Genomic DNA, 11,515 nt, shown 5'->3' on the forward strand with positions numbered 1-11,515 from the left:
TGCGTCCTTACTTCTTCTTGCCTTCCTTCTGGAAGATGTATTCGCCCTTGTAGCGAATGCCCTTGCCCTTGTAGGGCTCGGGGCGACGCCAGTCGCGAATGTTGGCAGCCACCTGACCAACCAGCTGGGGATCCTGACCTTCGATCACGATCTCAGTCTGCTTGGGGCAAGTGACGGTCACACCTTCCGGAATTTGGAAATCCACGTCATGCGACAGGCCAAGGTTCAGTTTCAGAACATTGCCCTGAAGCTGAGCGCGATAACCCACGCCCTGGATTTCCAGCTCTTTTTTGAACACGTCGGTCACGCCGTGCACCAGGTTCGCCACCATCGTGCGGGACATGCCCCACTGCTGGCGGGCGCGCTTGGATTTGCCGCGCGGGGTGACGGTGATCACGTTGTCTTCGACAACGATGGTGACATCGTCGGTCGCGGTGAAGCTCTTGGCGCCTTTCGGGCCTTTCACTTCGACGGTCTGGCCGGACACGGATGCAGTCACACCCGAGGGCAGCTCGACCGGTTTCTTACCAATACGAGACATTGCCGGACCTCCTTAGAAGACGGTGCAAAGCACTTCGCCGCCAACGTTGTGGCTGCGAGCGTTTGCATCGGTCATGACGCCTTTGGACGTGGACACGATCGACACGCCCAGACCCTGACGGACCTGCGGGATGTCGTTCACGCCCAGATACACGCGGCGGCCCGGCTTGGACACGCGCTTGAGTTCGCGGATCACGGGGGTGCCATCGTAGTACTTGAGGCTGATTTCATACGCGGGATGGCCATTGGCATCCTTGGTTTCTTCGAAACCGCGGATATAGCCTTCGTCCGCCATCACCGTGAGAACACGGGCACGCAGCTTGGACGCCGGCGTGAGGGTGGTGGACTTGCCGCGCATCTGTGCGTTGCGGATACGGGTGAGCATATCGCCGATAGGATCGTTCATACTATGCCCTCCTTACCAGCTCGACTTGACCATACCGGGGGCTTGTCCATTGCTGGCAAGTTCACGAAGCATAATCCGGCTGACCTTGAGTTTACGATAATAGGCGTGCGGACGCCCGGTGAGCTGGCAGCGGTTGTGCAGGCGCGAGGGCGCGCTGTTCCGCGGCAGTTTTGCAAGCTTGAGGCGCGCCTTGAAGCGCTCTTCCATCGGCTTGCTTTCGTCGTTCGCGATTTCCTTGAGCTCAGCCCGCTTGGCGGCGTATTTTTCCACCAGCTTCTGACGCTTCTTCTCGCGTTCAATCATTGCTTTCTTCGCCATGGTATCAGTCCCCTCAGGCGTTGAACGGCATGTTGAAGTGCTTCAACAGCGCCTTGGCTTCCGCGTCGGTCTTTGCGGTCGTCGTGATGATGATATCCATGCCCCAGACTTCGTCGACCTTGTCGAAATCGATCTCGGGGAACACGATGTGCTCTTTCAGGCCCATGGCAAAGTTGCCACGACCGTCAAAGGACGGCTTCACACCGCGGAAGTCGCGGATACGCGGCATTGCGATGGTGATCAGGCGATCCAGGAAGTCATACATGCGGTCGCCCCGCAGCGTGACTTTTGCACCAAGCGGCATTTCTTCACGAACGCGGAAACCCGCGATGGATTTCTTTGCCTTGGTGGTGACGGCCTGCTGACCGGCGATCTTTGTCAGGTCTTCGACCGCTGCCTTGGCTTTCTTGCTGTCACGGACAGCTTCTGCACCGCAGCCGATGTTCAGCACGATCTTGTCGAGGCGCGGAATCATCATGTCGTTCGAATATCCGAACTCTTCCTTCAGAGCGGCCTTGATCGACTCGCGATAGGTCGTCTTCAGGCGCGGGGTGTAGGTTGCAGCATCAAGCATCGATCACATCCCCTGTTGTCTTGGCGTAACGGACCTTCTTGTCGCCTTCCATCTTGAAGCCAACGCGGGTCGGTTTGCCGTTTGCATCAACGATGGCCAGGTTCGACAGGTCGATCGGCATCGCCTTGGGGGTGCGGCCGCCCTGAGTGGTCTGGGACTGGCGCACGTGGCGGATCGCAACGTTCACACCATCGACGACTGCCTTGCCGGCCTTCGGATCGACGGATGCGATGGTGCCCGACTTGCCTTTGTCTTTGCCGGCAAGCACGATCACCTTGTCGCCTTTACGGAGTTTCGCAGCCATTACAGCACCTCCGGAGCAAGCGAGATGATTTTCATGAAGTTCTTGGCGCGGAGCTCACGGACAACCGGCCCGAAGATACGCGTACCGACCGGCTCACCTGCGTTGTTCAGGATGACGGCGGCGTTGCGGTCAAAACGGATGGCTGTGCCGTCTTCGCGACGGACTTCCTTGGCGGTGCGCACGACGACGGCCTTGCGGACGTCCCCTTTCTTCACGCGACCGCGTGGGATGGCTTCCTTCACGGAAACGACGATGATGTCACCCACCGACGCGTATTTCCGCTTGGACCCACCCAGAACCTTGATGCACTGAACTCGGCGTGCGCCGGAGTTGTCAGCAACATCCAGATTGGTCTGCATCTGGATCATAGTATGTCTCCCGACGTCCCGGACCGCCTTTTAGGACATTGGCCCGGGGGTTTCGTAAATGCCGAAAGGCTATCGCTTATTCAGCGATAACCTCCCAACGTTTGGTCTTCGACTTGGGGGCGCATTCCTGAATGCGGACAACGTCCCCTACGGCGAATTTCTCGGCCTCGTCATGGGCGCGATATTTCTTGGACTTCCGGATCGTCTTCTGAAGAACCGGGTGCTTGAAGCGACGCTCGACCGACACGGTCACAGTCTGAGTGTTTGCGGTCGAGGTGACGACACCTTGAAGAATACGCTTGGGCATCTCTGTGGCTCCCTCTTACGCGTCGCTGGCCGCAGCGGCGGCCTTCTGGTTCAGCACGGTCTTGATGCGTGCCACATTGCGGCGCACCTGACGGATGCGTGCGGTGTTCTCAAGCTGGCTTGTGGCCTGCTGGAAGCGGAGGTTGAAGGCCTCTTTCTTCAGCGCGACAAGCTCATCCCGGAGTTGATCCGGGGTCTTGTCATTCAGTTCCTTGGCGTTCATGCGCCGTTCCTTTCTATCAACATCACCGGAGAGCCCCATCGTTATCGTGGGTCACCCTGATTCCCGGTGGAGGTGGATGAGCGCGCCGTATAGGCCGGACAGCCCGATGGCGCAACCCCTTTGTTTTCAAGGTCGGGCAATGCCCTCTCGCCAACGCGTGCGCCCCATATTATGAGAGGCGCATGAGCACAATATCTTCCCTCTTCGTGACCCGCCTCTACCACGCACCGCTGTCCGAGCACGGACCCGCGATCAATGCCGAGGAAATGGAAAACTCCTGTTTCGCCATCGCCGAAGATGACGAGGCCGGCCAGCAATGGTGCGAGGACAACGCCTATCCCGGCTACACGTCCTACGCTTCCCTGACGGACCTGCCTTGGCGCTTCCCGATCTTCGCGGACCTGGTCATATCTCTTGACGCGCATGTCGCCGCCTTTGCCCAAGATCTGGAGTTCGATCTGGACGGTCGCAAGCTGGTGCTCGAAGATCTTTGGATCAACATCCTGCCGGAAGGCGGCTACCACGCCGCGCATATCCACCCGCATTCGGTGATCTCGGGCACGACCTATGTCTCCATGCCCGAAGGGGCGTCGGCCCTGAAACTTGAAGACCCGCGCCACGCCATGATGATGGCCGCCCCACCCCGCCGCAAAGACGCACGCGAGGAGATGCGGAACTTCATCTACGTGAAGCCGTCGGTCGGGGATGTCCTGCTCTGGGAAAGCTGGCTGCGCCACGAGGTGGTGATGAACCAGTCCGAAGACGAGCGGGTGTCGGTGAGTTTCAATTACCGGTGGGAATGACCACCTGTTTTCGCAGCCTCAGAACCCGAGCTTTTGCATGCGGTAGGCCACCTTGCGGTGAATGAACGGCGGCAACACGTCCTGCAACCATTCGCGTCGGGCAATGACCCGGTCGGGTTGGTCGGCGGTTCCCGGCCTCGGCTTGAAAAGCGTTGTGTGCGACTTGCGCGTCGCATCCCATGTCGCGGTGTAATAATAGAGCGCGATGGACATGCGCGGCTCACCGTCGGGATGGTTGACCGTTTCGGGATTGCCGTGCCAGCTGTCCGAACTGGTGTTGAAACAGCACATGCGGTTGAAGACCGGGACGAAGGCTGCAACCTGCTCTGACATGTCCTTGTTCCAGATCTCGAACGACCCGCCGTATTCCTTTTTCCAGTCCTTGTTCAGGTAGATCAGAACGTTCAACCGACGTTCGAGGTTCATGAACTTGTGGTGGTTGAAGTCGGCGTGGATATCGAGATGGCCGCCATTGGCGACCTTGTGAATACCGCCGCCCATGAAATACGGATCCGGGATCAGCCCACGGATTCCGCTCAGCTCCTGCAGGAACAACAGCATGGGCCGTGAATTCAGGGCATAGAATAAGGCGCGCGTGTAGGGCGGCAGGCGTTCGGGAAGATACGAACTCTTGAGCTTTTCCTGCGCCCGGTCAAACGCGTCTTCCGCTTCCGGAAGTTCCGACAGTTCCGCGAGCACCCGTTCCAGGATCTCTTCGGGAAGGAAATTATCGAACCCGCCATACGGGTACGGATCCTGGTTCTGATATGTTTCGCCGTAGGGCTGAGCCGCAGCGCGCGCATCCTCGTTGGAGATCAACAGCGTTTCAGGATCAAGATTCAGGATCGCCATTTTCGACATTCTCCGAGCCAGTCACATTCCGGTAAAGTCTAGTCGAGAGTCCCCCCATTGCGTCAAGTTTTGGGGGAAATGTGGCAAGGTTTTCCGGCAGCAGGACCAACAATTCCGCGTTTTCACGGCAATTTCCCAAGGCCCGGGAAACAAAAAACCCCCGGCACTTTCGCACCGGGGGTTCCTGATTTCTTAGGGTGCGTGCCTGCACGCACCGAACCGCTTACCAGTCCTCGCGAACCACGACGCGGGTCTTGATCGGCAGCTTCATCGCGGCCAGACGCAGAGCTTCGCGGGCAATGTCTTCACCGACGCCGTCGATTTCGAACATCACGCGGCCCGGCTTCACCTTGGCGGCCCAGTAATCCACCGAACCCTTACCTTTACCCATACGGACTTCGGTCGGCTTCGAGGTGACCGGGGTATCCGGGAAAATGCGGATCCAGACACGGCCCTGACGCTTCATGTGACGCGTCATGGCACGACGGGCTGCTTCGATCTGACGTGCTGTCACACGCTCAGGCTGAAGCGCCTTGAGGCCGAAGGTGCCAAAGTTCAGATCAGAGCCGCCCTTGGCTTCGCCCTTGATCCGGCCTTTGAACATCTTGCGGAATTTTGTACGCTTTGGTTGAAGCATGATTAGTTCCTCCGACCGCCGCCAGCACCACGCGGTGCGGGACCGTCTTGCAGTTCCTGTGCCTTGCGATCCCGTGCGGACGGATCATGCTCCATGATCTCGCCTTTGAAGATCCAGACCTTGATGCCGATGATGCCGTAGGGCGTTTCCGCTTCCACGTGGGCATAATCGATGTCGGCGCGCAGCGTGTGCAGCGGCACACGGCCTTCGCGGTACCATTCGGTCCGTGCGATTTCCGCACCACCCAGACGACCGGCAACGTTCACGCGGATGCCGAGGGCACCCATACGCATGGCGTTCTGCACGGCGCGCTTCATGGCACGACGGAAGGACACACGACGCTCGAGCTGCTGGGCGATGCTTTCGCCGACCAGCTGCGCATCCAGTTCCGGCTTGCGCACTTCAACGATGTTGAGGTGCAGCTCGCTGTCGGTCATCGCGGCCAGCTTCTTGCGCAGGGTTTCGATGTCCGCGCCTTTCTTGCCGATGATGACGCCGGGGCGTGCGGTGTGAATGGTCACGCGGCACTTCTTGTGCGGGCGCTCGATGATGACACGGGCGACACCGGCCTGCTTGCACTCTTTCTCGATGAATTCGCGCATTGCGATGTCTTCGAGCAGAAGATTGCCGTAGTCCTTGGTGTCTGCGTACCAGCGGCTGTCCCAGGTGCGGTTCACCTGAAGGCGCATGCCGATCGGATTGGTCTTGTTACCCATTAGGCTTGCTCCTCGACTTGACGCACCTTGATGGTGATCTCCGAAAACGGCTTCATGATCTTGCCGAAGCGGCCACGTGCCCGCGGACGGCCACGCTTCATCACGAGGTTCTTGCCCACATAGGCTTCGGCGACGATCAGCTCGTCCACGTCAAGCCCGTGGTTGTTTTCGGCGTTGGCGATGGCCGACTGAAGGCATTTCTTCACGTCAACCGCGATCCGCTTCTTCGAGAAGGTCAGATCGTTCAGCGCCTTGTCCACTTTCTTGCCGCGGATGAGACCGGCGACGAGGTTCAGTTTCTGCGGGCTGGTGCGCAGCATCCGCAGCTTCGCCATGGCTTCGTTGTCAGCCACGCGGCGGGGGTTCTTTTCCTTGCCCATGACTTACTTCCGCTTCGCTTTTTTGTCAGCCGCGTGACCGTAATAGGTCCGAGTGGGCGAGTACTCGCCGAACTTCTGACCGATCATGTCTTCGGTGACGTTCACAGGAACATGCTTCTGACCGTTGTAGACGCCAAACGTCAGGCCCACGAACTGGGGCAGGATCGTCGAGCGGCGCGACCAGATCTTGATGACTTCGTTGCGGCCGGATTCACGCGACGCTTCTGCCTTCTTCAAGACATAGGCATCGACGAACGGGCCTTTCCATACAGAGCGCGACATGGATTACCGCCCCTTCTTCTTGGCGTGACGCGAGCGGATGATCAGCTTCTGCGACGCCTTGTTTCTGTTGCGGGTCTTCTTGCCCTTGGTCGGCTTGCCCCACGGGGTCACCGGGTGACGACCACCCGAGGTCCGGCCTTCACCACCACCGTGCGGGTGGTCGATCGGGTTCATGACGACACCGCGGACGGACGGACGAATGCCCTTGTGGCGCATACGGCCCGCTTTACCGAAGTTCTGGTTCGAGTTGTCCGGGTTGGACACGGCACCGACGGTAGCCATGCATTCCTGGCGGACCATGCGGAGCTCACCCGAGCTCAGACGGATCTGCGCGTACCCACCGTCACGACCCACGAACTGGGCGTAGGTGCCGGCGGCACGGGCGATCTGACCACCCTTGCCGGGCTTCAGCTCGATGTTGTGAACGATGGTCCCGATGGGCATGCCCGAGAAGGGCATCGCGTTGCCCGGCTTCACGTCGGCCTTGGCCGATGCGACCACGCGGTCGCCGATGGCGAGACGCTGCGGGGCAAGGATGTAGGCCTGTTCGCCATCGTCATACTGAACGAGCGCGATAAAGGCGGTGCGGTTCGGGTCATATTCGATGCGCGCGACGGTCGCGCCCACGTCAAACTTGTTCCGCTTGAAATCGACGATCCGGTAAAGGCGTTTTGCGCCACCACCGCGACGGCGGGATGTGATACGTCCGGTGTTGTTCCGGCCACCCGACTTGGTCAAACCCTCTGTAAGGGCTTTGACCGGACGGCCTTTCCACAGCTCCGAACGGTCGATCAGCACCAGCCCGCGCTGGCCCGGCGTCGTCGGCTTATACGACTTGAGTGCCATGCTTTCTGTCTTCCGTTAGCAAGTGCAGGTCTTGAAGGACCCGCTATGTTGGGCGGACGTATCCGCCATGGGTATAGGGCCCCGAAGGTCCCCGGTTAACGCAACAACGAAGCCCCGGACGAATCCGGGGCTGCGCGGTTGAGGGTTCCTAGGCGGTGTGGCGCGTGGCGTCAAGTACATGAGGCATGTCTTTACGATCCAACGCGAGAGTTCCTCAGGCTTTCTTCACGAATTCAGATTTCAGACCCATCTTACCGAAGCCTGGGATCGTGCAATCAATATCATGATCCGCATTCACAAGGCGAATACCTTTGATCTTGGTCCCGATCTTCACCGGCGCCGAAGCGCCTTTGACCTTGAGGTCCTTGATGACGACGACGGTATCTCCATCCCCGAGGATATTGCCAACGCTGTCCCGGACAACGAATGCGTCATCGGACGAAACCTCGGGCTTGGACCAAACATGACCACATTCAGGGCAATTCAGTAACCCTTCGAGATCGTAGGTGTAGACACCGGAACAGGACGGACATTGGGGTAATGTATCTGACATGAGACGCAGTACCGCAGTGCCTTCGCGGAGACTAGATAAATCCGAAGGACAGCGTGCGACAAAGCACCCATTGGACGGACCGTAGGGTGCGTGTTCACACGCACCTCGCACAAGCCGGGCCAGCGCCAGACCGCGGGATGGCGATCCGACAGACCTTCAGCGGCGCTTTATCCACGCCACATCCGTAGAACCTCCGAGCGAGGCGCTGCCCTCCCCAAATCGCCAGCCCGTCCGGGCGGTCTGGCGGCTTGGTTGTAGTCCGGGCTTTCAAATTTTTGTTTTCGCTTTTTCCAAAAAATCACGCCAAAAAATCTGTAACTCAAGGTTTGCGATTAGTTTGAGATTTATCCAAAAATCATACCGCAAGCCGCCTGCCGAAAGAGAGCTTTCCATACTAAGTACTCTAGTGAGGCTCCGATTGAATCGGAGCGTCAGCCCGCCATGGCTCAAATTATAGAGCTCTTTATCGTACTCTTGGAGTTTTTTGTGTAACTCATCTTCAGCAACACTCAAGAGGATTGGGTTTTGATCGTTCGCCGCGATAGCGAAAGCGGCAATCGACTTTGGTCTTGGCCCTTGAACATCGGCTAAAAAGAGAACCAACAATTTTGCAAAGTACCGAAAGCGATCGATTTCATCCGGAGAAGCGGCAGGGACCAATTCCTGCTGTTCATACAGCCAAAGCTTCTCCCTCCGCTGGAGTTTACCCAACATTTCGTGGTGAAAGGCGTCAAATGCGCGATCAGCTTTCTGTGTTCTTTCCGAGTTACACTGTTTGCAGATCTTCGACTTAAAGTGAAATGCCTTCGACTTCGCGCTTTGAGCAATTGTTGGTTTTGGTACGGTTGGATTTACAAACCCCAGTTCCTTGGTGCGGCTATGGCTACGGATCAATGAGGCCTTAATCTTGTGTTCGCCCGAGAGATCCTCAGTTGATCCACAAAGGCAGCACTTATTGGCTGCAAATCTGTCAAAAACAACACCCACAAATAAAGCCTTAGACGCTTTCAGGCATGTATTCTAGATCGCCAACGAAAGCACGGCAAACGACAAAAAGCCCCCCGCCATCACTGGCGAGGGGCTTTCCAATTCTCGTAGACCGGGCCGAAGCCCGACCAGATCACAGACCCGTGGTCACGTCGATCGTGTTGCCTTCGGCGAGGGTCACGTAGGCCTTCTTGACGTCTTTCCGCTTGCCCAGCTGGCCGCGGAAGCGCTTGACCTTGCCTTTGGTGATCGTCGTGTTCACCGCCTTGACCGACACACCAAACAGGGCCTCGACGGCCTCCTTGATCTGCGGTTTGTTGGCGTCGATCGCCACTTCGAAGACCACGGCCCCGTTTTCGGACGCCATTGTGGATTTCTCGGTGATGATCGGCTTGCGGATCACATCGTAATGTTCAGCTTTCGCGCTCATTTCAGACGAGCCTCCAGTGCTTCGACACCCGCCTTCGTGAGCACGAGCGTGTCACGCTTCAGGATGTCATAGACGTTTGCCCCCATCGACGGCAGAACATCGAGACCCTCGATGTTGGCTGCGGCGCGGATGAAGTTTTCGTTCACCTCTGCCCCGTCGATGATCAGCGCGCGCTTCCAGCCCAGGTTCTTGACCTGCTTGGCCAGGGACGATGTCTTGCCATCGGACTCGATGTTCTCGATGATGACAAGCGACCCGTCCTTCACCTTGGCGGAGAGGGCGTGCATGAGGCCCAGCTTGCGCACCTTCTTGGGAAGGTCATGCGCGTGGCTGCGCGGTGTCGGGCCCTTGTAGATGCCACCCTTGCGGAAGATCGGTGCCTTCCGGGAGCCGTGGCGTGCGCCACCGGTGCCCTTCTGGCGGTAGATCTTCTTGGTCGAGTAGCTGACTTCGGACCGTGTTTTCACCTTGTGCGTGCCAGCTTGCGCCTTGTTGCGCTGCCAGCGGACGACACGGTGCAGGATGTCGGCGCGCGGCTCGAGACCGAAGATCTCGTCGCCCAGCTCGACCGACCCGGCGCTGCCGCCATCCAGTTTGATCACGTCGAGTTTCATTCGTCGCCTTCCTTCTTCTCAGCCTGAATTTCAGCTTCTGCTTCCTTCAGAGCGGCTTCTTCCGCGGCGGCCTGTTCTGCTGCTGCGGCTTCTGCTGCTGCGGCTTCCTCGGCGGCGGCCTGAGCGGCGGCTTCCTCGGCCAGACGCTTGGCTTCTTCACCAGCAGACCGCAGAGCGGCGGGCAGGATCACGTTTTCCGGAACCGGCTTCTTCATGGCGTCCTTGACGGTCACCCAACCACCTTTGGAACCGGGAACGGCGCCTTTGATCATGATGATCCCACGCTCGGCGTCGGTCTTCACAACCTGGAGGTTCTGGGTCGTCACTTTGACGGCACCCATGTGACCGGCCATCTTCTTGCCTTTGAAGACCTTGCCCGGATCCTGACACTGACCGGTGGAGCCGTGCGAACGGTGCGAAATCGACACACCATGCGAGGCACGCAGACCACCGAAGTTGTGCCGCTTCATGGCACCGGCAAAACCCTTACCGATCGAGGTACCGGAGACATCCACATACTGACCTTCGAAGTAATGGTCAGCAGTGATCTCTTCACCCACGTTGATCAGGTTCTCGGGTGCGACGCGGAATTCCGCGACCTTCCGCTTGGGTTCCACGTTCGCCGCAGCAAAGTGACCGCGCATCGCCTTGGACACGCGCTTTGCCTTGATCGAACCGGTGCCCAGCTGAACTGCCGAGTAGCCGTGCTGTTCAGGTGTGCGCTGTGCGACGACCTGAAGATTGTCGAGTTGGAGGACGGTCACGGGAATCTGCTTTCCGTCTTCCATGAAAAGCCGGGTCATGCCGACTTTCTTGGCGATGATACCAGAGCGCATCACGGGATACCCTCCTTATACCTTGATCTCGACATCCACGCCGGCGGCGAGGTCGAGCTTCATCAGGGCATCAACGGTCTGCGGGGTCGGATCAACGATGTCGAGCAGACGCTTGTGGGTGCGGATTTCCCACTGGTCACGCGACTTCTTGTTGACGTGCGGGCCACGCAGAACGGTGAATTTCTCGATCTTGTTCGGCAGCGGGATCGGGCCGCGCACTGTGGCGCCCGTCCGCTTGGCGGTGTTGACGATTTCCTGTGTCGACGCGTCGAGCACACGATAGTCAAACGCCTTGAGCCGAATGCGAATATTTTGGCTTTGCATTGGTCTTAGCCTTTATTGGCGTTGCGGTTGAGAGGATGAGGCAGGACCACCCTGCCCCTTCATCGAACCGAATACGGGACGGCATGACACCGCCCCGCGCAATTTTGGATCGACGACGATTACTCGACGATTTTGGACACGACGCCGGAGCCGACGGTGCGGCCGCCTTCGCGGATGGCGAAGCGGAGGCCGTCTTCCATGGCGATCGGTGCGATC

General features: G+C 58.6%; 22 protein-coding genes. 1 reads left to right on the top strand and 21 read right to left on the bottom strand.

Annotation, left to right across the window (positions count from 1 at the left end):
• Window positions 1-7: 7 nt before the first annotated feature.
• The 8 genes from rplF to rpmC all read right to left on the bottom strand — a co-directional run bounded on the left by rplF (window position 8) and on the right by rpmC (window position 3,039).
• Entirely contained in the window at window positions 8-541 is a 534-nt protein-coding gene (gene rplF, locus MRY75_RS06915) for a 50S ribosomal protein L6 (RefSeq protein WP_292306407.1), read from the bottom strand.
• 12 nt (window positions 542-553) lie between these two features.
• Window positions 554-946: a 30S ribosomal protein S8 gene (gene rpsH / locus MRY75_RS06920; RefSeq protein WP_292306408.1), complete on the bottom strand. Its 393-nt coding sequence runs from the start codon at window positions 944-946 to the stop codon at window positions 554-556.
• Between the two features lie 12 nt (window positions 947-958).
• A complete protein-coding gene (gene rpsN / locus MRY75_RS06925; RefSeq protein WP_292293583.1) occupies window positions 959-1,264 on the bottom strand; it encodes a 30S ribosomal protein S14 in 306 nt (101 codons plus the stop codon).
• A 13-nt stretch (window positions 1,265-1,277) separates the two neighbouring features.
• Window positions 1,278-1,838: a 50S ribosomal protein L5 gene (gene rplE / locus MRY75_RS06930; protein ID WP_292306409.1), complete on the bottom strand. Its 561-nt coding sequence runs from the start codon at window positions 1,836-1,838 to the stop codon at window positions 1,278-1,280.
• Window positions 1,831-2,142, bottom strand: a complete 312-nt coding sequence (rplX, locus tag MRY75_RS06935; RefSeq protein ID WP_292306410.1) for a 50S ribosomal protein L24 — start codon at window positions 2,140-2,142, stop codon at window positions 1,831-1,833. The genes rplE and rplX overlap by 8 nt, the downstream gene beginning before the upstream one ends.
• Complete coding sequence (rplN, locus tag MRY75_RS06940; RefSeq protein ID WP_007427594.1) at window positions 2,142-2,510, bottom strand: 50S ribosomal protein L14; 369 nt, start codon at window positions 2,508-2,510, stop codon at window positions 2,142-2,144. The genes rplX and rplN overlap by 1 nt, the downstream gene beginning before the upstream one ends.
• 76 nt (window positions 2,511-2,586) lie before the next feature.
• Window positions 2,587-2,817: a 30S ribosomal protein S17 gene (gene rpsQ / locus MRY75_RS06945; RefSeq protein ID WP_085639677.1), complete on the bottom strand. Its 231-nt coding sequence runs from the start codon at window positions 2,815-2,817 to the stop codon at window positions 2,587-2,589.
• Window positions 2,818-2,832: 15 nt separating this feature from the next.
• Complete coding sequence (gene rpmC, locus MRY75_RS06950) at window positions 2,833-3,039, bottom strand: 50S ribosomal protein L29 (protein WP_292063933.1); 207 nt, start codon at window positions 3,037-3,039, stop codon at window positions 2,833-2,835.
• A gap of 182 nt (window positions 3,040-3,221) precedes the next feature.
• Between rpmC and MRY75_RS06955 the strand changes: the two genes are divergently transcribed.
• Entirely contained in the window at window positions 3,222-3,842 is a 621-nt protein-coding gene (locus MRY75_RS06955) for a 2OG-Fe(II) oxygenase family protein (RefSeq protein WP_292306411.1), read from the top strand.
• Window positions 3,843-3,860: 18 nt separating this feature from the next.
• On the opposite strand, the gene MRY75_RS06960 is transcribed toward MRY75_RS06955, so the two are convergent.
• From MRY75_RS06960 to MRY75_RS07020, 13 genes are all read right to left on the bottom strand, one after another.
• On the bottom strand, window positions 3,861-4,694 hold the full coding sequence (locus MRY75_RS06960) for a 2OG-Fe(II) oxygenase (protein WP_292306412.1): 834 nt from the start codon (window positions 4,692-4,694) through the stop codon (window positions 3,861-3,863).
• A 223-nt stretch (window positions 4,695-4,917) separates the two neighbouring features.
• Window positions 4,918-5,331: a 50S ribosomal protein L16 gene (gene rplP / locus MRY75_RS06965; RefSeq protein ID WP_085628853.1), complete on the bottom strand. Its 414-nt coding sequence runs from the start codon at window positions 5,329-5,331 to the stop codon at window positions 4,918-4,920.
• Window positions 5,332-5,333: 2 nt separating this feature from the next.
• Window positions 5,334-6,047, bottom strand: coding sequence for a 30S ribosomal protein S3 (gene rpsC, locus MRY75_RS06970; RefSeq protein ID WP_292306413.1), 714 nt, complete (start codon window positions 6,045-6,047; stop codon window positions 5,334-5,336).
• Window positions 6,047-6,427, bottom strand: coding sequence for a 50S ribosomal protein L22 (rplV, locus tag MRY75_RS06975; RefSeq protein ID WP_085641662.1), 381 nt, complete (start codon window positions 6,425-6,427; stop codon window positions 6,047-6,049). Before rplV ends, rpsC begins: the two co-directional genes overlap by 1 nt.
• Before the next feature lie 3 nt (window positions 6,428-6,430).
• On the bottom strand, window positions 6,431-6,709 hold the full coding sequence (rpsS, locus tag MRY75_RS06980; protein WP_085628850.1) for a 30S ribosomal protein S19: 279 nt from the start codon (window positions 6,707-6,709) through the stop codon (window positions 6,431-6,433).
• Between the two features lie 3 nt (window positions 6,710-6,712).
• Window positions 6,713-7,555 (bottom strand): 50S ribosomal protein L2, encoded by an 843-nt coding sequence (gene rplB, locus MRY75_RS06985; protein WP_292306414.1) that lies wholly within the window; start codon window positions 7,553-7,555, stop codon window positions 6,713-6,715.
• 214 nt (window positions 7,556-7,769) lie between these two features.
• Window positions 7,770-8,108, bottom strand: a complete 339-nt coding sequence (locus MRY75_RS06990; RefSeq protein ID WP_292306415.1) for a zinc ribbon domain-containing protein YjdM — start codon at window positions 8,106-8,108, stop codon at window positions 7,770-7,772.
• Window positions 8,109-8,375: 267 nt separating this feature from the next.
• Window positions 8,376-9,095, bottom strand: a complete 720-nt coding sequence (locus tag MRY75_RS06995) for a hypothetical protein (RefSeq protein ID WP_292306416.1) — start codon at window positions 9,093-9,095, stop codon at window positions 8,376-8,378.
• 133 nt (window positions 9,096-9,228) lie between these two features.
• Window positions 9,229-9,525: a 50S ribosomal protein L23 gene (locus MRY75_RS07000; RefSeq protein ID WP_085641680.1), complete on the bottom strand. Its 297-nt coding sequence runs from the start codon at window positions 9,523-9,525 to the stop codon at window positions 9,229-9,231.
• Complete coding sequence (rplD, locus tag MRY75_RS07005; protein ID WP_292306417.1) at window positions 9,522-10,139, bottom strand: 50S ribosomal protein L4; 618 nt, start codon at window positions 10,137-10,139, stop codon at window positions 9,522-9,524. Before rplD ends, MRY75_RS07000 begins: the two co-directional genes overlap by 4 nt.
• Window positions 10,136-10,978, bottom strand: a complete 843-nt coding sequence (gene rplC / locus MRY75_RS07010; protein WP_292306418.1) for a 50S ribosomal protein L3 — start codon at window positions 10,976-10,978, stop codon at window positions 10,136-10,138. The genes rplD and rplC overlap by 4 nt, the downstream gene beginning before the upstream one ends.
• Before the next feature lie 12 nt (window positions 10,979-10,990).
• On the bottom strand, window positions 10,991-11,299 hold the full coding sequence (gene rpsJ / locus MRY75_RS07015; protein WP_188483786.1) for a 30S ribosomal protein S10: 309 nt from the start codon (window positions 11,297-11,299) through the stop codon (window positions 10,991-10,993).
• 119 nt (window positions 11,300-11,418) lie between these two features.
• A partial coding sequence (locus MRY75_RS07020; protein WP_292306423.1) for a hypothetical protein occupies window positions 11,419-11,515 on the bottom strand: 97 nt, incomplete at its 5' end.

The organism is Marivita sp., assembly GCF_022763305.1.
Taxonomy (GTDB): domain Bacteria; phylum Pseudomonadota; class Alphaproteobacteria; order Rhodobacterales; family Rhodobacteraceae; genus Marivita.